Origin of the sequence: Arcobacter arenosus, from assembly GCF_005771535.1 — a bacterium.
Lineage (GTDB): Bacteria > Campylobacterota > Campylobacteria > Campylobacterales > Arcobacteraceae > Halarcobacter > Halarcobacter arenosus.
Map to the genome: position 1 here is coordinate 808,714 of NZ_VANU01000001.1, position 22,064 is coordinate 830,777.

Annotated in this window: 21 protein-coding genes; 10 read left to right on the top strand and 11 right to left on the bottom strand. The window is 29.8% G+C overall.

The window, feature by feature from the left end:
• The first annotated feature begins 42 nt into the window (after positions 1–42).
• From acpP to accA, 3 genes are all read left to right on the top strand, one after another.
• Positions 43–273, top strand: coding sequence for an acyl carrier protein (acpP, locus tag FDK22_RS04135; protein WP_044416373.1), 231 nt, complete (start codon positions 43–45; stop codon positions 271–273).
• A 127-nt stretch (positions 274–400) separates the two neighbouring features.
• Complete coding sequence (locus FDK22_RS04140) at positions 401–1,657, top strand: beta-ketoacyl-ACP synthase II (protein WP_138151624.1); 1,257 nt, start codon at positions 401–403, stop codon at positions 1,655–1,657.
• 17 nt (positions 1,658–1,674) lie between these two features.
• A complete protein-coding gene (gene accA, locus FDK22_RS04145) occupies positions 1,675–2,610 on the top strand; it encodes an acetyl-CoA carboxylase carboxyl transferase subunit alpha (protein WP_138151625.1) in 936 nt (311 codons plus the stop codon).
• Positions 2,611–2,630: 20 nt separating this feature from the next.
• Here the strand turns inward: accA and FDK22_RS04150 are convergent, their stop codons facing one another.
• Complete coding sequence (locus FDK22_RS04150; protein WP_138151626.1) at positions 2,631–2,960, bottom strand: histidine triad nucleotide-binding protein; 330 nt, start codon at positions 2,958–2,960, stop codon at positions 2,631–2,633.
• Positions 2,961–3,067: 107 nt separating this feature from the next.
• Between FDK22_RS04150 and pheS the strand changes: the two genes are divergently transcribed.
• The 7 genes from pheS (at position 3,068) to efp (ending at position 12,528) form a co-directional block, all read left to right on the top strand.
• A complete protein-coding gene (gene pheS, locus FDK22_RS04155; protein WP_138151627.1) occupies positions 3,068–4,060 on the top strand; it encodes a phenylalanine--tRNA ligase subunit alpha in 993 nt (330 codons plus the stop codon).
• A complete protein-coding gene (gene pheT / locus FDK22_RS04160) occupies positions 4,057–6,381 on the top strand; it encodes a phenylalanine--tRNA ligase subunit beta (RefSeq protein WP_138151628.1) in 2,325 nt (774 codons plus the stop codon). The genes pheS and pheT overlap by 4 nt, the downstream gene beginning before the upstream one ends.
• A 13-nt stretch (positions 6,382–6,394) precedes the next feature.
• Positions 6,395–7,675 carry a 3-phosphoshikimate 1-carboxyvinyltransferase gene (gene aroA, locus FDK22_RS04165; RefSeq protein ID WP_138151629.1) on the top strand — a complete coding sequence of 427 codons (1,281 nt, stop codon included), beginning with the start codon at positions 6,395–6,397 and terminating at the stop codon, positions 7,673–7,675.
• Between the two features lie 95 nt (positions 7,676–7,770).
• A complete protein-coding gene (locus tag FDK22_RS04170) occupies positions 7,771–8,604 on the top strand; it encodes a 4-hydroxy-3-methylbut-2-enyl diphosphate reductase (protein WP_138151630.1) in 834 nt (277 codons plus the stop codon).
• A gap of 74 nt (positions 8,605–8,678) precedes the next feature.
• Positions 8,679–10,331 (top strand): 30S ribosomal protein S1, encoded by a 1,653-nt coding sequence (locus tag FDK22_RS04175; RefSeq protein ID WP_138151631.1) that lies wholly within the window; start codon positions 8,679–8,681, stop codon positions 10,329–10,331.
• Positions 10,332–10,347: 16 nt separating this feature from the next.
• A complete protein-coding gene (gene serA / locus FDK22_RS04180) occupies positions 10,348–11,934 on the top strand; it encodes a phosphoglycerate dehydrogenase (protein WP_138151632.1) in 1,587 nt (528 codons plus the stop codon).
• A gap of 30 nt (positions 11,935–11,964) precedes the next feature.
• Positions 11,965–12,528 carry an elongation factor P gene (gene efp, locus FDK22_RS04185; RefSeq protein WP_138151633.1) on the top strand — a complete coding sequence of 188 codons (564 nt, stop codon included), beginning with the start codon at positions 11,965–11,967 and terminating at the stop codon, positions 12,526–12,528.
• A 131-nt stretch (positions 12,529–12,659) separates the two neighbouring features.
• On the opposite strand, the gene ribD is transcribed toward efp, so the two are convergent.
• The 10 genes from ribD to FDK22_RS04235 are packed head-to-tail and all read right to left on the bottom strand — an operon-like array spanning position 12,660 to position 22,028.
• The gene (ribD, locus tag FDK22_RS04190) at positions 12,660–13,667 is read right to left on the bottom strand and encodes a bifunctional diaminohydroxyphosphoribosylaminopyrimidine deaminase/5-amino-6-(5-phosphoribosylamino)uracil reductase RibD (RefSeq protein WP_138151634.1); all 1,008 of its coding nucleotides are present in this window, start codon (positions 13,665–13,667) and stop codon (positions 12,660–12,662) included.
• A gap of 8 nt (positions 13,668–13,675) precedes the next feature.
• Positions 13,676–14,104, bottom strand: a complete 429-nt coding sequence (gene rimP, locus FDK22_RS04195; RefSeq protein WP_138151635.1) for a ribosome maturation factor RimP — start codon at positions 14,102–14,104, stop codon at positions 13,676–13,678.
• Complete coding sequence (gene rbfA / locus FDK22_RS04200; RefSeq protein WP_138151636.1) at positions 14,101–14,460, bottom strand: 30S ribosome-binding factor RbfA; 360 nt, start codon at positions 14,458–14,460, stop codon at positions 14,101–14,103. The genes rimP and rbfA overlap by 4 nt, the downstream gene beginning before the upstream one ends.
• 9 nt (positions 14,461–14,469) lie before the next feature.
• Positions 14,470–17,124, bottom strand: a complete 2,655-nt coding sequence (gene infB, locus FDK22_RS04205; RefSeq protein WP_138151637.1) for a translation initiation factor IF-2 — start codon at positions 17,122–17,124, stop codon at positions 14,470–14,472.
• A complete protein-coding gene (locus FDK22_RS04210) occupies positions 17,114–17,392 on the bottom strand; it encodes a DUF448 domain-containing protein (protein WP_138151638.1) in 279 nt (92 codons plus the stop codon). Before FDK22_RS04210 ends, infB begins: the two co-directional genes overlap by 11 nt.
• 35 nt (positions 17,393–17,427) lie before the next feature.
• Entirely contained in the window at positions 17,428–18,309 is an 882-nt protein-coding gene (thrB, locus tag FDK22_RS04215) for a homoserine kinase (protein ID WP_138151639.1), read from the bottom strand.
• An 11-nt stretch (positions 18,310–18,320) separates the two neighbouring features.
• Positions 18,321–18,734: a hypothetical protein gene (locus tag FDK22_RS04220; protein ID WP_228711629.1), complete on the bottom strand. Its 414-nt coding sequence runs from the start codon at positions 18,732–18,734 to the stop codon at positions 18,321–18,323.
• 45 nt (positions 18,735–18,779) lie between these two features.
• Positions 18,780–19,685, bottom strand: a complete 906-nt coding sequence (lpxC, locus tag FDK22_RS04225; protein ID WP_138151641.1) for a UDP-3-O-acyl-N-acetylglucosamine deacetylase — start codon at positions 19,683–19,685, stop codon at positions 18,780–18,782.
• Positions 19,682–21,058, bottom strand: a complete 1,377-nt coding sequence (locus FDK22_RS04230) for a M23 family metallopeptidase (RefSeq protein ID WP_138151642.1) — start codon at positions 21,056–21,058, stop codon at positions 19,682–19,684. The genes lpxC and FDK22_RS04230 overlap by 4 nt, the downstream gene beginning before the upstream one ends.
• Positions 21,042–22,028: a DHH family phosphoesterase gene (locus FDK22_RS04235; protein ID WP_138151643.1), complete on the bottom strand. Its 987-nt coding sequence runs from the start codon at positions 22,026–22,028 to the stop codon at positions 21,042–21,044. The genes FDK22_RS04230 and FDK22_RS04235 overlap by 17 nt, the downstream gene beginning before the upstream one ends.
• Positions 22,029–22,064: the final 36 nt, after the last annotated feature.

A 22,064-nucleotide genomic window follows, 5' to 3' on the forward strand; every position in this document is an offset into this window, starting at 1 on the left:
TTGTGGTATAATTTGGCGATAATTTTATAAAAGGAAATGAGTATGGCATTATTAGATGATGTAAAAGAAGTTGTTGTTGAACAATTAGATTGTGATCCAGCTGAAGTTAAAGAGGATTCTAAATTTATTGAGGATTTAGGTGCAGATTCACTTGACGTTGTAGAATTAGTTATGGCGTTAGAAGAAAAATTCGATATCGAAATCCCTGATGAAGATGCAGAAGGTATTTTAACAGTGGCTGACGCTATTAAATACATCGAAGATAACGCGTAATTTATAAGCTTTGTAAATTATGTGAAAGCCAGTAGATATACTGGCTTTTTTTCTAGCTTTTTATTTCTATTATTGAGTTTTTCTTAAAAGATTGAATTATAAAAATATTTGATGTGGAGCATGTTTAATGAGAAGAGTTGTTATAACTGGTTTAGGAACAATTAATTCTGTAGGTCATAGTGTTGAGGAATCGTTTAAGGCGGTTGTTGATGGAGTTTGTGGTATTGATAAAATCACACTTTTTGATGCAAGTGAATATCCTGTACAAATTGCAGGTGAAGTAAAAGATTTCGATCCAACTACTGTAATGGATAAAAAAGAGGTTAAAAAAGCTGATAGATTTATTCAACTAGGTATTAAAGCTGCTTTAGAAGCAATGATTGATTCTGGTTTTGTAAATGAAGAGAATAAAAAAGTAGATGATTCTATTGCTGATAGATTTGGTTTAATTTCTGCATCTGGTATTGGTGGATTATCTACAATTGAAAAGAACTCAGTTGTTTGTGAAAATAGAGGTCCAAAAAGAATTTCACCATTCTTTATCCCATCATCATTAGTAAATATGTTAGGTGGATTTATTTCAATTGAACATAATTTAAGAGGTCCTTCTTTATCACATGTTACTGCTTGTGCAGCTTCAACACATGCGCTAAATGATGCAGTAAAAACTATTAAAATTAATGGTGCTGACAAAGTTTTAGTTGTAGGAGCAGAATCTGCTATTTGTGGTGCTGGTGTTGGTGGTTTTGCTGCAATGAAAGCATTATCAACTAGAAATGATGACCCAAAAACTGCTTCAAGACCATTTGACAAAGATAGAGATGGATTTGTAATGGGTGAAGGTGCTGGTGCATTAGTACTTGAAGAGTATGAAGCAGCAGTTGCAAGAGGTGCTAAAATCTACTGTGAAGTTATTGGTTTTGGTGAATCTGCAGATGCTAACCATATTACTGCGCCTGTAATGGATGGTCCATTAAGAGCAATGAAAGCTGCTATTAATATGGCAGAAGCAACAACTGGTGAAAAAATTAAAATTGATTATATAAATACTCATGGTACTTCAACTCCTGTTGGAGATGTTAATGAGTCTAAAGCAATTGTTGAATTATTTGAAGGTGCTGAAAATGCTCCTCCTGTTACTTCAACAAAAGGACAAATTGGACACTGCTTAGGTGCAGCAGGTGCAATTGAAGCAATTTTTGCAATTAAAGCACTAAATGATGGGATTATTCCTCCAACAATTAATATTCAAAACCAAGATGAAAATTGTCCTCTTGATTATGTTCCTCATACAGCAAGAGAAACTAATCTTGATACAGTTATGAGTAATAACTTCGGTTTTGGTGGAACTAACGCATCAGTAATATTTAAAAAAATTAAGTAATTTTAAGGGACTAAATTTTGGCAACTTATTTAGATTTTGAAGACAAAATAAAAAAAATAGAAGAAGATATTATAGTTGCAAAAACTAAAAATGATGATCACGCTGTAGAGATATTAGAGAAAAAATTAGAAAAAGAAGTTGAAAAAACTTTTAAAAATTTAAGTGATTATCAAAAACTTCAATTAGCAAGACATCCTGATAGACCATATGCAATGGACTATATCAATGGATTAATGACAAATGCCTATGAGATTCATGGTGATAGACACTATGTTGATGACCATGCTATTGTTTGTTATTTAGGTTATATTGGTAATGAAAAAGTTATGGTTATTGGTGAACAAAAAGGACGAGGAACTAAAGGTAAAATCAAAAGAAACTTTGGTATGCCAAGTCCTGAAGGATATAGAAAAGCTTTAAGAGCTGCAAATCTAGCTGAAAAATTTGGAATTCCGATTTTAATGTTAGTTGACACTCCGGGTGCATATCCTGGAATTGGAGCTGAAGAGAGAAATCAATCAGAAGCTATTGCAAAAAATCTTTATGAATTTTCTGATTTAACAGTTCCAACGGTATCTGTTGTAATTGGTGAAGGTGGTTCAGGTGGAGCTTTAGCAATATCTGTTGCAGATAAATTAGCTATGATGAGATACTCAGTATATGCAGTTATTTCACCAGAAGGATGTTCTGCAATTTTATGGAATGACCCTGCAAAAGTTGAAACTGCAGCAAATGCATTAAAAATTACAGCTGAGAATTTAAAAGAATTAGAATTAGTTGATGATGTAGTAAATGAACCTTTAATTGGTGCTCATAGACAAAAAGATGAGGCGATTAAAGCATTAGGGGATTATTTTTTATCTACCTTAGAAGAGTTAAAAAAATTAACTCCAGCACAAAGACTTCAATTAAAATATGAAAAATTAATGAACTTAGGAAGATATGAAGGTTAAGATAAGAGTTTGTTAAACTCCTATCTAACTAGTTTTCCAGCTGGTTCTCCACCAATTATATGAAAATGTAAGTGTGGCACCTCTTGTCCTCCATCACTTCCAATATTTGTAATTAATCTGTAACCTGACTCTCTAATACCCAGTTTTGAAACTGTTTTTTGAATAAACTCAGTCATATCTGCCATAATCTTTGGTGGAACAACATCAAATGAATCATAATGTTCTTTTGGAATAACTAAAACATGAATTTTTCTAGCTGGATTAATATCATTAAATGCTAAAAAGTTTTCATCTTCAAGTACTGTTTGATTAGGTATTTCACCATTTACAATTTTGCAAAAAATACACATAGATTTCCCTTTAAATAGTTTAAAAAATATTATAACCAATCTCTAATAAATTTTTGAGTATAATCCCTAAAAATTATAGATACACACAATAAAGCAGGAGAACAAAAGTGACGCAATGGCTAGAAAAAATCAATAGTGCCGAATCACTTGAAGTACTAGAAAACTTGAGAGTTGAGACTTTAGGTAAGAAAGGTGTTATTACTGCACAGTTTGCAAAAATGAAGGATATTCCAGGTCCAGAAAAAAAAGAATTTGCAGCAAACTTAAATAAACAAAAAGCAGAAATAATAGAAGCACTAGAAACAAAAAAAATTGTTTTAGAAAAAGAAGCACTAGAAGCTAAATTAAAAGCTGATAAAATTGATGTAACAAGATTCAATAATGAGCTTTCATGTGGTGCAGTTCATCCTGTAGCATTAACAATGGATAGAATTATAGAATATTTCCAAAATTTAAATTTTGCAGTAGAAGAAGGTCCATTAGTAGAAGATGATTTCCACAACTTTGAAGCATTAAATTTACCTAAATATCACCCAGCACGTGATATGCAAGATACATTTTACAATAAAGACTACACACTTTTAAGAACACATACTTCTCCTACACAAATAAGAACTATGTTAAACCAACCTACTCCAATTAGAATGATTGCACCAGGTACAGTATTTAGAAGAGATTTTGACTTAACTCACACACCAATGTTCCACCAAATTGAAGCATTAGTTGTTGATGAAGCAGATAAAATTTCATTTGCTAACTTAAAGCATGTATTAGTAGAATTTTTACACCATATGTTTGGGGATGTTGATGTTAGATTTAGACCTTCATTTTTCCCATTTACAGAACCATCAGCAGAAGTTGATATCTCATGTGTATTTTGTAAAGGTGATGGATGTAGAGTATGCTCACACACAGGATGGTTAGAAGTTCTTGGTTGTGGAGTAGTTGATCAAAACGTATTTAAAGCAGTAGGTTATGAAAACAAATCAGGGTACGCATTTGGATTAGGTGTTGAAAGATTCGCAATGCTTATTCATAATATTGGAGATTTAAGATCTCTATTCGAAAGCGACATAAGATTATTAGGACAGTTTAAATGATAGTTACTAGAACATGGTTACAAGAATATATTGATATTTCATCAATAAGTACAGAAGATATTTGTAAAACTTTAAACTCAATTGGATTAGAAGTTGATAGTTTAGAGAAGCAAAAAATTCCTAAAAATGTTGTTGTTGGAAAAGTTTTAGAAAAAGAAAAACACCCAGACGCTGATAAATTAAACATCTGCCAAGTTGATATTGGATCAGAAACTGTACAAATTGTATGTGGAGCTAAAAATGTAGCGGCAGGTCAATATGTGCCAGTAGCTGTAAACGGTTGTGATTTAGGTGGTGGTTTTAAAATAAAAAAAGCAAAACTTAGAGGTGTTGAATCAAATGGTATGATTTGTTCATCAACTGAAATTGGTCTTGCAAAATTAAATGATGGAATTTTAGAATTAGATGATTCAATTGGTGAATTAATTATTGGTAAACAATTGGGTGATTATCCTCTTTTAAATGATGATATTATTGAGATTGAATTAACTGCAAATAGAGGTGATTGTTTAAGTATCAATGGTGTAGCAAGAGAATTAAGAGCATTTTATAATATTCCACTAATTGAACAAGAGATTGAAATTGAAACAAATAATTTAGGTATTGGACAGGTTTTAGAGGTTCAAACTAAATCTGACTTAGATTCAATTTTTATCTATACAGTTGCAAATACAAAAGATTTTAAACTTCCTGTATTACAAAGACTAAGAGTTGGAATTATTGATAAATTTAAAGAAAAAGATTTAGATGATGCATTAACTTATATCACACACTCAACTGGTGTTATTTTAAATGCTTACGCAAAATCTGATGCAAAAACTCAAGACTCTATTGCAACAATTACACTTGATAAAGATGAAAATGGTTTTGACACAGTTACAGGAAATGAAAGGCTAAGTACTATTTGTATCTCTCACAATGATATAAATCTTGATAAAGATAGTGAATATATTATTGAAGCAAGTTACACAAACCCTGAAAATTTATCTAAAAAAGTATTTGAAACTAAGAAAAAAACTGGTGATGTTTACTATAAAAGTTCAAGGGGAAGTGAACCAGATATTAAAATGGGGATAGATATTTTTTGTACATTTATTTCAAAATTTGGTGCAAAAATCTACAATGGTAGAGAACTTTCTTTAGATACAGATGAAGAGCTAATGATTGATGCAAATATTAATAAAATCAATGCAATTATTGGTCAAGATATAGAAAAAGTAAAAATTGAGAAAATTTTAAGCTCATTAGGTTTTGAAGTAAAAGATACAGATAAAGATGTTTTTAGTATTAAAATTCCATTATACAGACATGACATAAAAAATATAGCTGATATTACAGAAGAGGTTGTAAGAATTATTGGTATTGATAATATCAAAGCAAAACCACTTGCAATTGATGAAGTAAATAGAGTAAATCAAACTTCAATTAATTTAATTAAGAAAAATGATTTAAGAGCTAAAGCTATTACAAATGGATTTTATGAAACATTAACTTATGTATTTGCAGACAAAGAAAAACTACAAAAATATTCACTTCCTACTGTAAAAGAAGAGCTTGATGTTTTAAATCCTATTGTTAAAGAGTTAGATACATTTAGAACAACAATTTTACTTAACCTAGTTGAAGCTTGTGCAAATAATGTAAAATTTGGTTTAAAATCTATGGCATTTTTTGAAATTGGAAAAGTATTTGATGTTAATAGAAATGAATCAACTAAAGTATCATTTGTATTTTCTGGACAAAAAGAGCTTGAATCAATCTCAAATTCTGGTAAGCCAGAAAATATTGATTTCTACTTATTTGCTAAAAAAGTTTTAAATACAATTGGAAAATTTGACCTAGAGCCATTGGAAAAAATTGAAAATGATTTAATCCATCCATATCAAAATGCTTCAGTAATAGTTGATGGTGAAAAGATTGGATTTATTTCAAAACTTCACCCAAGTGTTGCAAATGATTATGATTTAAGTGATACTTTTATAGCAGAGATTGATTTTGATAAAATCAAAAATGATTTAACAAAAGTTGATAAATACTCTAAATTTCAAGCTTCAAAAAAAGATTTAAGTATTGTTGTACCTAAATCATTAGAATATAAAGAGATTAAAAGTGTAATAAACTCTATAAATGATGAAAATATCAAACAATTTAATTTAATCGATATTTATAGTGATGAAAAATTAGGTGATAAAGATAGTTTAACTATTAGATTTGTACTTCAAAATCATGAAAAAACATTAGAAGAAGATGATATAACAACTACAATGAGTAATATTATCAATTCATTAAATGAAAAACTTGGTTTAACACTAAGAGATTAATAAAAGGGAAAAAATGGAAAACTTTAATATTGAAAAATTAGATAAAGCTTTTGATATTGAGATTGACTCAATAGCTAGTGATAAATCAATATCACATAGATGTGCAATGTTTTCTATTTTTTCTAATGAAACTTCATACATAAAAAACTTTTTAACAGCGGAAGATACTCTAAACTCATTAAGTATTGTAGAACAACTTGGAGCAGAAGTTAAAAGAGATGGCTCAAACGTAGAGATTACCCCTGCAAAAAAACTAACTGAACCAAAAGATGTTTTAGATTGTGGAAATGCAGGAACTGGTATGAGACTTTTTTGTGGTCTTTTAGCTTCAGTAGATGGTGCTTTTACACTAACTGGTGACAAATACTTAAGGGAGCGACCTATGAAAAGAGTTGCTGATCCTTTAAGAAGTATTGGAACAAATATTGATGGTAGAGATAATGGAAATAAAGCTCCTTTATTTATTAGAGGGGTAAAAGAGTTAAAACCTTTTGTTTATGAATCACCAGTTGATTCTGCGCAAGTTAAATCTGCTTTAATCTTAGCGGGACTAAGAGCAACAGGTATTTCAAAATACAAAGAAAATGAACTAACACGTGACCATACAGAAAGAATGTTAAAAGGTATGGGTGCAAAAATTGAAACTGATGAAGATGGATATATAAATATTCATCCTTTAGAGGGTTATTTAAAACCACTAAATATTACAGTTCCAACAGATCCAAGTTCAGGATTTTTCTTTGCAGTAGCCGCAGCAATTACTCCTAATTCAAGAGTTTTAATCAAAAATGTATCTTTAAATCCTACAAGAATTGGTGCCTATGAAGTTTTAAAAGAGATGGGAGTTGAAGTTAACTTTATTAAAAAAGAGGACATCTATGAACCAATTGGTGACATAGAGGTTAAACATAAAGAATTAAATGGGGTTGTTGTTGAAAAACATATCTCATGGCTTATTGATGAATTGCCAGCCCTTTCTATTGCAATGAGTTTAGCAAAAGGTAAATCACTTGTTAAAAATGCAGAAGAACTTAGAGTAAAAGAAAGCGATAGAATAAAAGCTGTTGTTTCAAACTTAGAAAAATGTGGTGTTGAATATACAGAGTTTGAAGATGGTTATGAAATTGTTGGTGGCTCTTTAAAAAAGGCTAAAATTAATTCTCATGGTGACCACAGAATTGCAATGAGTTTCTCAATAGCTGGACTAAACTGTGGAATGGAGATTGAAGATGTTGATTGTATTTTAACTTCATTTCCAAACTTCAAAGAGATTTTAGATTCCTTAAAAGCTTAAAAACAATAAGTAGTTTTCTAATTCATTATTTCGTTTAAGATAGTTTTACTATCTTTACGAAAATATTTAATAATATTAACTTAAAGGTTTTATATATGGAAGTAAAATTAGCATCTAGTTATGGTTTTTGTTTTGGAGTTAAAAGAGCAATCGATATTGCGCAAAAATATGAAAATTCTGCAACAATGGGACCTTTAATCCACAATAAAAATGAAATTGATAGACTACAAAATGATTATAAAGTTGGTCTTTATAGAGATTTAAACGAAGTAAAACCAAATGATACAGTAATCATTAGAACCCATGGTATTCCAAAACAAGATTTAAAAGACTTAAGAGCAAAAGATGCAAAAGTTATAAATGCAACTTGTCCTTTTGTTACAACTCCTCAACAAATTGTTAAAAAAATGTCTCAAGAGGGATATTCAATTTTAATTTTCGGTGATAGTGAACATCCTGAAGTAAAGGGTGTAAAATCTTATGGGGAAGATTTAGAAGATGTACATGTAATCTTAGAAAAAAGTGAACTTGATAATCTAAACTTTAAGCATGATAAGATTGCAACAGTAGCTCAAACAACAAGAAAAAAAGAGATTTATTTAGATATTGTAAATAGTTTAATATTAAAAAATAAAGAAGTTAGAGTATTTAATACTATTTGTGATGCAACATTTGAGAACCAAGATGCAGCAAGAGATCTTTCAAAAGAGGTTGATGTTATGATTATTATTGGTGGTAAAAACTCTTCAAATACTAAACAATTACATACTATTTCATTAGAAAATTGCTCTGATTCATACTTAATTGAAAACGAAACTGAACTAGATTCTTCATGGTTTGACAATAAAAAACTATGTGGAATAACTGCTGGAGCTAGTACTCCTGATTGGATTATCCAACAAGTTGTAGATAAAATTAAAAAATATTAAACATAGACTTAAGCAAGCATTAGATATAATCGTCACCATTTAATAAAAAACGGTAAAAAATACGAAGGAATAAAATGGGTATCGATGATATAGAATTAGGTGAAGACTTTGATTTCGCACAAATGCTTGAAGAGTCTTTTGAGAATGCTGAGAATAACTCTGTAGTTGATGGTGTAATTGTTGAAATTACTGGTGATAGTGTACTTGTTGACGTTGGTCAAAAGATTGAAGGTAAGTTAAACTTATCTGAAATCACTATTGGTGGTGAGGTTAAATATAAAGCTGGAGATACAATTCCAGTTATGTTAATGGGAAATAAAGGTGAAAGACCATCTATTTCTTATAAAAAAGTTCTTCAAAAAGAAAAATTTGATGCATTTGTAAAAGAGCATGGTGAAAATGTTGAAGATGTAACAATTGAAGGTAAAATTATCTCTGTTAAAAATAGAGGTGGATTTATTATTGAAGATGAAACTGGTTTAGAATACTTTATGCCAATGGCTCAATCTTACTTAAAAGCACACGGTGCAGTAGGTAAAAAAGTTAAAGCAAAAGTTTTAAAAGTAAACGAAGCTCAAAATTCAATTATTGTTTCTAGAAAAAAACTTATTGAAGAATCAAAAGAACAAAAAGATTCTAAAGTTAATGAAATCTTAGAAAAAAAGGAACCTGTAAATGGTATTGTTAAGAAAATCACTTCTTATGGTATGTTTATTGATTTAGGTGGAATTGATGGTTTAGTAAACTACAATGAAATCTCTTACAAGGGACCTGTTAACCCTGCAAATTACTACTCTGAAGGTGATGAAGTAACTGTAGTTGTATTATCTTATGATAAAACAAAACAACACTTATCATTATCAATTAAAGCTGCACTTCCTAATCCATGGGAAGAGATTAAAGATGAATTAGAAGTTGGTGATACTATTACAGTAACAGTTTCTAACTTTGAATCTTATGGTGCATTTGTTGATTTAGGAAATGACATTGAAGGTTTATTACACATCTCTGAAATTTCATGGAACAAAAACTTAAAAAACCCAAAAGATTTATTAACTTTAGGTGAAGAAGTAAATGTTGAAGTTATTGAATTAGATGTTGACAAAAAAAGATTAAGAGTATCTCTTAAAAACTTACAAGAAAAACCATTCGCTAAATTTACTAAAGAGTTTAAAGTTGGTGATGTTGTAAAAGGAAATATTGCAACTTTAACTGATTTTGGTGCTTTTGTTACAATTGGCGAAGTAGATGGTTTATTACACAATGAAGAAGCTTCTTGGGAATCAAATGCAAAATGTAAATCACTTTACAAAAAAGGTGACGAAGTTGAAGTTAAAATTATCAAAATTGATAGAGAAAAAGAAAATATTTCATTATCAATAAAAGAGATTGCTGATTCACCTGCAAAAAAATTCCAAGATGAACATAAAATGGGTGATATTGTAAAAGGTGCTGTTAAAGATAAAAAAGATTTCGGAATCTTTATTAAACTAGAAGATAATTTAGATGGTTTAATTAGAAATGAAGACTTTGGACCATTAAACGCTGATGAAGTTAATATTGGTGATGAACTAGAAGCAGTTGTTGTAAATATTGATACTAAGAAAAACAGAGTTAGATTATCTGTTAAAAGATTAGAGCAACAACAAGAAAGAGAAGCCTTAAAAGCTGTAAATGATGATACAGCTATGACTTTAGGTGATTTATTAAAAGATCAAATTAAATAATTAAGGGATTTGAAAAATGAGTAAACATACAATTGTAGTTTGTGACCATATTCATGAAGATGGATTAAATATCTTAAAAAACACAGAAGATGTAAACTATGTATATGCTGCTGATATCGATAAGGTAGCTCTTTTAGATGTAATAAAAGATGCTGACGTAGCAATTACAAGATCTTCAACTGATGTTGATGAGAAATTTTTATCCGCAGCTACAAACTTAAAAGCAATTATCAGAGCTGGAGTTGGTTATGATAATGTTGACATGGAAGGTTGTAGTAAAAGAGGTATCATTGCTATGAACGTACCAACTGCTAACACTATTGCAGCAGTTGAACTTACTATGGCTCACATGCTTTCTTGTATGAGAAAATTTCCTTATGCTCACAACCAATTAAAACAAGATAGAATCTGGAAAAGAGAAGATTGGTATGGTAATGAATTATTTGGTAAGAAATTAGGTATTATTGGATTTGGTAATATTGGTCACAGAGTTGGTCTAAGAGCTAAATCATTTGAAATGGACGTAATTACTTACGACCCATACATTCCTTCAACTAAAGCAACTGATTTAGGTGTAACTTATACAACAAACTTTGATGACATTTTAGATTGTGACATTATTACAATCCATACACCAAAAAATCAAGAAACAATTGATATGATTGGTGAAGAAGAGATTGCAAAAATGAAAGATGGTGTAGTTTTAATTAACTGTGCTAGAGGTGGTCTTTATAATGAAGATGCACTTTATAACAATCTAAAATCTGGTAAAATTAAAATGGCTGGTATTGATGTATTCAAAAAAGAACCTGCAACAGACCATCCTTTATTAGATTTACCAAATGTTACAGTTACAGCACATTTAGGTGCTAATACAAAAGAATCTCAAAAGAAAATTGCTATTCAAGCTGCAGAAAATGCAATTGAATCTGCAAGGGGAATCGCATATCCACATGCATTAAACTTACCAATTGATGAAAGTAAAATTCCTTCTTTTGTTAAACCATATATTGAATTAACTCAAAAAATGGCATTTTTATCTGCACAACTTGACAAATCAGCAATCAGATCAATTACTGTTAAAGCTGAAGGTGAAATTAAAGAGTATCTTGATTCTTTATTAACTTTTGCTACTGTTGGAGCATTAAGTGTTGTTGGTGGAGATGAAGTTAACTATGTAAATGCAATGTTTATAGCTGAAGAAAAAGGTATCAAATTTGAAACTTCTGAAGTTGAGCATTGTAGTGGATATAGCAATAAAGTAGAGATTAGAATTACTACTGAAAAAAGAGTAAATTCAATTGCTGGAACAGTTTTTGATGACGATGTTCAAAGAATTGTTGAACTAGATAGTTTTGATTTTGATATTGAGCCAAAAGGTAAAATGATTATGATGAGAAATAATGACGTTCCTGGTGTAATTGGAAATGTAGGTAAATTACTTGGAGATAGAAGCATTAATATCTCTGACTTTAGACTTGCACGTGGTAAAAATAAAGATGCATTAGCAATCATTTTAGTTGATGATACTATTAACAGTAAATTACTAGAAGAGATTGGTAGTATTCAAGATGCAATTTCAGTATCTTATGCAGAAATTTAATTTTATAAAAGATAATTATTAAGGGAAAAAATGGCAAATATTTCTATGAGTGAATTAAAAAAAGGTCTTAAGATAGAGCTTGATGGTGTTCCATATAAAATCACTGAATATCAACACGTAAAACCTGGTAAAGGTGCAGCATTTGTAAGATGTAAAATCAAATCATTTTTAAATGGAAAAGTTATTGAAAAAACTTTCCATGCTGGTGATAAATGTACTACTCCAGATTTACAACAAAAAACTATGCAATATTTATATGATGATGGTGAAATGCTACAATTCATGGATACAGATTCATATGAACAAATTGGTTTAACTTATGACCAAGTTGGTGATGCAGAAAAATGGATTATTGATGGAATGTCAGTTGATATGATGTTCTTTAATGGTAGTGCAATTACTGTTGAACCACCAATGGTTGTTGAACTAAAAATTGTAGAAACACCACCTAACTTTAAAGGTGACTCACAAGGTGGTAAAAAACCTGCTACTTTAGAAAGTGGAGCTGTTGTACAGATTCCTTTCCACCTAGTTGAAGGTGACATTATTAAATGTGATACTAGAACGGGTGAGTACCTAGAGAAGGTTAAGTAACCTTTGAAAAAGACAAAGCTATATCGTAATAATCTACGATATAGCACTTTTTATTCACGCATTTACATGCGTAAATGACTGATTAAATTTCTTTTTCTGACGAAGAAATTACTAAAAAGATGGCTTTTATTCTAGCTTTTTCTTTTTAGGTAAATTATTTTCTCTTGTCCTATAAAGTTCTCATGAACAATCTCAAAATCCATATCTATCTCATTTAAAGCATTTTCACCTTTTCTAATCTTAGGACTAACAAGTAAAACTAAATAATCAATTCTTTCTTTTAAAGTGTCTAGTAAATTGTAAGTTCCTTCAATCATAACAAATTTATAATCAAGTAATCTAAATAAATCATCACTAATTATAACTTCTCTGTTTGGTATTTTAAACAAAGGGATATTTGTATCAAAGATTTTATTTTTTGAATATATCATTACATTAGGAGCACGTCCAGCTATATATCTGGCATCAAGTGTTGGCTTGTCAGTTCTTACTGTATTTCCACCAATTACCATTAAATCAATTTTATCCCTTAATGTATGTACATAAGCTAAGGCTTGGTTAGAAGATATTTTACCATCTATACTACCATTTAAAGTTTGAGCCATTTTATAAAATACAAAGGTATTTTCACTCCATTTAATAAATGGAAATAAAAGCTCATATGCTTCTTTTTTCATACAACCAAGGCTCACATCTATATTTGCTTCTTTTAAAGTTTCACACCCTCCTGAAGCTATTTTGTTTGTATCATCATGGGCAATTATTACTCTTTTAGGTTTTAATTCTTTTAGAAGATTTGCACAAGCAGGAGTTTTACCAATATGATTACAAGGTTCTAGTGTAACAAATATTTCACAATCATTAAAAAATCCATTATGATTTTTAATTAAATATTCATGGATATCTTCAGATTTCCTTTTTGTTTTAATAACATCATTAGGGTGTTTTTTTAAATATGCTGTTTTTAATGCATTAACTTCAGCATGGGGCATTCCAGCTTCTTTGTGTGCTTCAATAGATAGTATTTCACCATTTTTGACAACAACACATCCAACAGCTGGATTGGGGTAAGTTAAAAGTTGATATTTCCAAGCTTCATCAATGGCTAATTTCATAAAGAAATTATCATTAATAATCATCGTTTAAACTACCATTCAAAATAAGTTGAAGCTGTAGAGATTTCATCATAAGTAACAATCTCTTCACCATGCTCAGTTTTGATTTTAATTTCATTATCATCGGCAAAAATAAGTTCACCTTTAACAGTATCTTTATTAAAATCTTTTAACTTTACTTTTTCACCAATTGAAGCTTTATAGTGTTGTGGCTTTTTTAGTTTTCTTTCAATACCAGGTGAACTAACTTCTAAGTTATAATTACCTTGCATTGGCTCTTCAATATCTAAAATAGGTGAAATCATTCTAGAGATTTCTGCACATTTATCTAAAGATATTCCACCTTTAGCAGTAACATAAACTCTATAAATATTTTTGTCATTTTCTTTTAAAGTTACGATATCATAAATTTCTGCACCACAACCTTGAACAGCTATTTCAATAGATTCTTCAAGATTCATGATTCATCCTTTTTTTTCTTTTCTATTTGTCTAAATAAATCTTCAATATTTTTTGAAGATTCTAATGATGTGTCATTAACAAACTTAAAAGTTGGACATTTGTACCAACCAGTAGCACTAAGTATGTACTCTTTAATTCTACCATTTGCTTTTGTTAAAGCTGAAATAACACCTGCTATTTCATTCTTTTCAAAATCACTTCCATCAAAATATACTGTTGCATCATATTTACCATTTTTACAGTTTACCCCTGTAATAGGTAAAGAGCAAATTCTTACATCATTTAGTGTTGATAAAGCTTCAGGAATAAGCTCCATCAACAACGATTCAGTTCTTTGAAGATTAATACTTTTCAAAAATCAACCTTATAAATCAATTTCTCTCTTCTCTTCAATTTGTATAAATGTTTCAATAAAATCACCAACTTTTATATCATTGAATTTATCGAACATAATACCACACTCGTAACCATTTGATACTTCTTTAACATCATCTTTGAATCTTTTTAATGATGAAATTTTACCAGTATAAGTAACAACACCATCTCTAATAATTCTAGCATGTCCACCTCTAATTACTTTACCATCAGTTACTAAACATCCTGCAACTGTTCCTACTTTTGGAACAACGAATGTATCTCTAACTTCTGCTTGACCAGTATTTTCTTCTCTAATAACTGCTGTCATCATACCAGATAATGCATCTTTAATATCATCAATTAAGTCATAAATAATTGAATAAGTATTAATTTGGATTCCATCAGCTTTTGCTTTTTGTTTAACAGAACCTGTTGGTCTAACATTAAATCCTAAGATAATACATCCTTCAGATGCACTTGCTAAAATTAAGTCAGATTCAGTAATACCACCAACACCAGCATGGATTACTTTTACTTTTACTTCTTCATTTTGGATTTTTTCCAATGAACCTTTAATTGCTTCTAATGAACCACCAACATCAGTTTTAATAATAACGGGTAGTTGTTTGATTTTCCCTTCTGCAATTAATCCACTCATCTCTTCTAATGAAACTTTTGTTGATTTAGAAAGTTCTTTAGCTCTTGCATGTTCAGCTCTAGTTGTAGCAATTTCTCTTGCTTCTTTATCTGAATTTTGTGCAACCATAAATGAACCTGCAACAGGAACATCATTTAATCCTAGTACATTACCTGTTTCAGAAAGTCCTAATTCTTTTACTGGTTTACCCATATCATTTGTAATTGCTTTTACTCTACCATATGTAGTATCACATACAATATTATCACCAACTCTTAAAGTACCATTTTGAACTATAACTGTAGCAACTGGTCCTCTACCTTTTTCAAGTAATGATTCAACTACTGTTGCTTTAGCTTTTGCATCTGGGTCAGCTTGAAGTTCTAAAATTTCAGCTTGTAAAAGAATGTTTTCTAATAAATCATCTATACCTTGACCTGTATGAGCAGAAACTCCAATAAATTCGATATCTCCACCCCAATCAACAGGAGTCATCTCTTTTTCTGCCATTTGAGCTTTAACCATATCCATATTTGCAGTTTCTTTATCCATTTTGTTAACTGCAACAATAATTGGACATCCAGATGCTTTCGCATGTGAAATAACCTCTTCTGTTTGAGGCATAACACCATCATCTGCTGCAACAACAATAATTACAATATCAGTAACATCAGCACCTCTTGCTCTCATAGCTGAGAAAGCGGCGTGTCCTGGAGTATCAACAAAAGTGATTTTTTGATTGTTTTGTTCAATTGTATAAGCAGAGATATGTTGAGTAATCCCCCCTGCTTCACCTTTTGCAACTTTAGAACTTCTAATTTTATCTAGAAGTGAAGTTTTACCATGGTCAACGTGACCCATGATTGTAACCACTGGAGGTCTTGTTACAAAATTAGAATCGTCAACTTCTTCAACTTCATAATCATCTACATAGTTTGCATCTTCAAGTGCATCTTTTACTGTAACTTCAATACCAAATTCTTCACCAAGAATTTCTAATTCATCTTGTTTTAAGAAGTCATTTTTTGTAACCATCATTCCAAGACCAAATAGTACTGTGATAACTTCAGCCGGTGATTTTCCACAAGCTTCTGCAAATTCATATACCCTAACATCTTCAGGAATTGTTATTTCAGTGATTTCTATCTCTTCAACTTCTCTTTTGATTCTTTTCTTTCTTTTACCTCTTTTTAATCCTTGAGGTCTATTACCAAATGCAGCAGGTCTAGACGATCTACTTTGTCTTTTATTATCTTGATTTTGTTTAGGTTCATCAAATAATTTTGATGTATCTGCTAAATCCATATCAAGTAGAACAACCTCTTCACCTAATAAAGATTCATCACTATTATCATTGAATTCTTGTGTAGATTTTGCTTCAAACTCAATTACCTTACCATGGTCATGAGATTTTGCTGGTTGCTTTTTCTTTTCTTTTTTCTTAACTGGTGCTTTTGACTGAGGAGCAGGAGCTGCTTTTTCACTTGGATTATCATTTAAATCATTACCACCTAAAATTTCGCTAAGAGATTTCATAGGTTTCTTAATATTTGAAGCTGGTGTTGCTATCTCATCATTACTAGTCTCAATTTTTTCTTGAGGTTTTTTCTTTTTAATGATTTTTAAACCTCTTCTTTTAGGAATGATTTTCTTAGGAGATACACTTTTTAGAGGTTTTTCTTCAGGTTTTTCAACAGTCTCTTCTGTTTTTTCTTCCTCTTTATTATCTTCTACTTTAACTTCCTCTTTTTTAGGTGCATCTTCAATAGCTTTTTTCTCTTCTGTTTTTACTTCAGGTTTTTCTTCTGTTTTTGGTGCTGCTTTTTTGATTTTTGCTGCAGGTTTTTTTAGCTTACTACTTTTACCAGTCATTATGTAGTTTGCAATCTCTTCAGCATCTTCAAATGAAACTGCAGTTTGCGGTGATTTAAGTTCTATTCCTAAATCTTTTGCTTTGGCAATAACCTCATTGCTACTAGCCCCAGCTTCTTCTGCTATTTCATAAACTCTTACATTATCTGACATGCGTTAATATCTCCTTAAGTTGTCCTATATAGTCATCTTTATTTTTACACTCTCTAAAAAGTGCTTTTTCTATCTTTTTGAAATCTTTTTGATTGATTTGTGAATCTTTTAGTATTGAAATACAATCATTACAGATATAAAAACTTCTACCATAGTTATCATATGGTACAAGTTTTTTATCCTTACACTTTAAACGAAGTAAATCATTTTTAGGATATTTGCCCCTACAAATGACACAAGTTCGTATTGGTTCTTTCAAAATAGTCAATATTATACCTAAATCTTGCTTAATTTAAATATTTTTTAATCTTTAATGACAACACCATCGTTGTCAAATCCTCTAGTTAACACTCTAAAATGAGGAAATCTTTTATGTAATTCACTCTCTATTCTTTTTGCATCTTCATTTAATGCAATAGAAAATAAAGTTGATCCAGACCCTGATAAAGTACTCATTAAAGCTCCATGTTTTAATGCAGTTTTTTGTACATCAAATAATTCAGGCATCTGCTTCATTCTATATTTTTGATGAATTTTATCCAATGAAGCATTTCTTAACATCTCCCAATCTTCATTTATAAATGCTGCTGTTAGTAAAGAAGAGTGTGATATATTAAATATTGTATCTTCTTTTGAATATTTAAAAGGTAATGCTTTTCTTGATAATTGTGTAGACATTGGTCTATTAGGGATAACAACAATTGCTTTTACTGATCTTGGCATATCTTTTTTTATAAATTTAACTTCATTTTCATGTACAGTAGCAACATTAAATCCACCCATAACAGCAGGTGTAATATTATCAGGATGTGATTCATAAGCTAATGCTAAATTCAGTAATTTTTCTTTTTCAATTTTTATTCCCTCTATTGCATAAGCACTTGCAATTGCAGAAACAATAACAGCAGAAGAACTACCTAATCCCCTTGAAAGTGGAATTTCATTTGAGAATTCAAATCTAAAGTGTCTTTTTTTCTGTGAAAGATTATGATAAAAATCGTTAAAAATTGCAATAAACATATTATTGTCTTTTAAAACTGGGTTATTAGAACCTTCACCTTTTAAACTTACACTATGAAATTTTGAAGGTTTTATACTCACTTGATTATGAAGTGAAATTGCCAATCCTAGAGTATCAAATCCTGGACCTAAATTGGCACTTGTTGCTGGAACACTAATTCTCAAACGCTTTCCTTTTATACAGCAGGTAAATTATATATTGGCAGAGTCTCATCAGAAAAATTTATATTTTCTAAAAGATCTGGTAATTTAAAGTCCGACATTGTACTCTTATTATCTAAAAAATCAACTTTAATACCATTTTCATCATTTATAAAATATTTTTTTCCCAAAGCTTTAATAGGAGAATTCCCATTAAATTCAAATCCACTACACGATTTTAATTCAATATTTTTTGTTATAGAAAGAGTTTTTAAAAATACATATGCAACTTTTATTGCCATGTAAGAACCTGGTGTATTTACATAATATATTCTATTTATCTTATATTCATTTAAAATATTTTCAAATATTAATGGTAAAACATCTGAAGTTACACCATCATTTTCGTAACTTTTAATTAGTTTTTTATTCTCATAAATTCCAACCAAAAGTGGTTTAGATATACTTATAACTAAAACTTCTATTCTTTTCTCCTAAGATTGAACTTTTGCATAAGCCATTTGGAATACATGTGCTTCTGCTTCTGCTTCTTCTAAATCTATAATTTCATAATTATCTTTATCTTCATAAAGTTTTTTTGTAAGTAAATGGTTTAGATGATGACTTCCTGCGTGGGCATCATATTCCCCAACAAGAGTATAACCTAAAAGTGCCATATCACCAATGGCATCAAGAATTTTATGTCTAACAAACTCATCATCATATCTTAATCCCTCTGGATTTAAGATTTTAGTTTGGTCAAGAACAATTGCATTTTCCATACTTCCACCCTGTGCAAGACCTATACTTCTTAAATATTGAACTTCATGTAAAAAACCAAATGTTCTCGCACGGCTAATATTTTCTTTATATTCACTAATTGAATAATCAAAATGAAAATTTTGTTTCCCAATTGATGGGTGTTCAAAATCTATTGAAAAATCATAAATAATATGTTTAGAAGGTTTTAGAGCAACTTTTTTACCATCCTCAGTTACAATCTCAACATCTTTTTTAATTTTTATAGCTTTTTTACTTTTGTCAAGCTCTTTAATACCTGCTTCTTCAATTAACATACAATAACCAGATGAACTACCATCAAGTACAGGAACCTCATCATTATCAATTACAACTCTTAAATTATCAATCCCATATGCATAAACAGCAGACAATAAATGCTCAATAGTAGAAACAACAACATCATCTTTCCCAATAACAGTTGCCATTTTTGTGTCAACAACATTTTCTATTTTAAGTGGTATTGTAATCCCTTTATCAACTCTATAAAAGATAATTCCCATATCAGAATCTAAAGGTTCAAGCTTCATTTTAACTGGAACTCCTTTATGAAGCCCTATTCCTACAATCTCTACACTTTTGGCTATTGTTCTTTGTCTCATTTACTTCTTCTTATCTCTTGTTTTGCTTCAGATAAAATATCTAATATTCTTGTTTTTATCCAGCTTTTATCCATCCACTCAATTGGATTTACCTCAATACCTTGAACTAAAACTCCAAAATGTAAATGGTCTCCAAATACTGCACCAGTACTTCCAGTATTTGCAATATTGTCATCTTTTCTAACTTCATCACCTTTTTGAACATTTAATTTACTAGTATGGGCATATAAAGTTTGTAATCCAAGTTTATGGTCAATAATTGCTGTATTTCCATAAATCCCAAGGTAATTATTAAATATAACTGTTCCACCATTTGAGATTTTTACAGGAGCTCTTTTTATACTTGCCCAATCCATTCCCAAATGCCAAGCTTCATCTATTTTTTGTCCCTCATAAAAATATTCTCTTTTTTCTGCAAATCCTGCGAAAGTTTTAGACCCACTTAATCTTCTAAATGGATTTATTGAGAAATTATTAAGCATCTCTTTTGACATATTTTTAATAGACTCATCTCTTATTGTAGAAACATTTTTTGCTCTTAAAAATCTATTTTGTTTTATAAAAATTTCATCATTTGAACTTGGTATTTCCATATCACTTTTTTGTAATACAGGAATTGAAACTTTATTTATAAAATTATCTGAAATCTTTAATTTGTCATTTTTAATTTTTAAATCTTTTATATAAAGGGGAACTTTACTAACTGTTACATTATTAGCTTTATCTATAGCAACCAAATTTACCACATCAAATTGGTCAAACTCAACTTCAACTGGCCAAGCTATAATTGCAGCATAAAACCCCTCTTTTAAATATGGGATTAATTCAAACTTGTATGTATCATTAAAAGTGATATATTTTTCTTTTAGATTTTCATCTTTTACTTCAACTACAACTGCTGCACTTCCACCTCTTTTTATATTGTATGAATTTGTTATAACTCTTGCAAGTGGTCTTTTTCTATCTATATTTAAAGTAAACTCTTTATAAATAGTATTTCCTCTAAAAAGATTCCACATACTATTATCATAAGCTTCAACTGCAAGTTTTATAGTTTTTACATTTTGGTCAAGCTTAATTGAATTAATGTCAATTGATAGTTTATTTTGTTTTGATTCTAATACTTTATTTTGAACTTCTATATTTGCATCATTTACTTTAAAAGAGATTTTATAAGATTTTATTCCACTTTCATCTTCAAGTTTAATATTTAACTTATCTTTTGCATTCCAATACCCATTATTTAAAAATGATACAGTTGGCTTTTTTTTCTCAAAAATAGGAGAAAAATAAATAAATGCTCCAATTGCTACTATAATTGATAATATCATCAATGTCAAAATATTTTTAAAACTATTATTTCGCCTTCTCAAGAACTTCCTTTAATACTAAATTTCTAACTTCATCCACATCTAATGAATCAACAGTAAAACCTGCTGCATTTATATGACCTCCGCCACCAAAAATTGCTGCTATTTTTGCAACATTTATTTTACCCTTTGATCTAATGGATACTCTACTTGAGCCATTTACAATTCTAACAAAAATCGTAACCCTTACAATTTTCATACTCATAATCATATCTAAGGCATCTTCACAATCTCTTGTATGAGCACCTGTTTGATCTAGCCATTCATTTCTTACATAAATAGTAGCAACCTCACCTTCTCTATGCAATTCTAAAGACTCTAATACCTTTGGCAAAACTCTATATTTTGCTAAGGAATCTCTTCTTTTAAGTTTATTTGCAATCTCTGAAGGGTTTGCTCCAAATTCAACTAAATGGTTAACTTTATCAAAAGTAAGTTCATCACAACGCCCTAATGAAAAAGCTAAAGAGTCATCATAGATACCAACATAAAGTGCTGTTGCAGTATTTTTTGTGATATATAATCCATTAAATTTAAAAAAGTCATACACAATCTCTGCCGTTGAACTTTTAAAGTGATCAACTAAATTAATATCCCCAAATTTATCATTTGAAGCGTGATGATCAAAATTTATCAATGGTATATTTTCATCTACATTAAAACCAAATCTTTTTTTAGAACCACAATCAACAGAAATAACCAAATCATAAAAACTTGGTAATTGGTCAGTTATTTTGTCAAACCTTGATATAAAATCTAAGTTTTGAGGTAGGTCTGAACTTACATTAAAAACCTTGTGTTTAATCTTATTTTCATAAAGTAGATTTGATAATGCTAAAGCAGAAGAGATTGAATCTGCATCTGGGTTAACATGGGTAATTATTAAAATATATCTACTTTTTTCAATAAGTTCTAATGCTTTTGCAAAATCACTCATGTTTATTTTGTTATTTACAATAAAGTCTTTTTTCATAGGTTCAAGTATGCCTTTTTTTTATTAACCAATAGT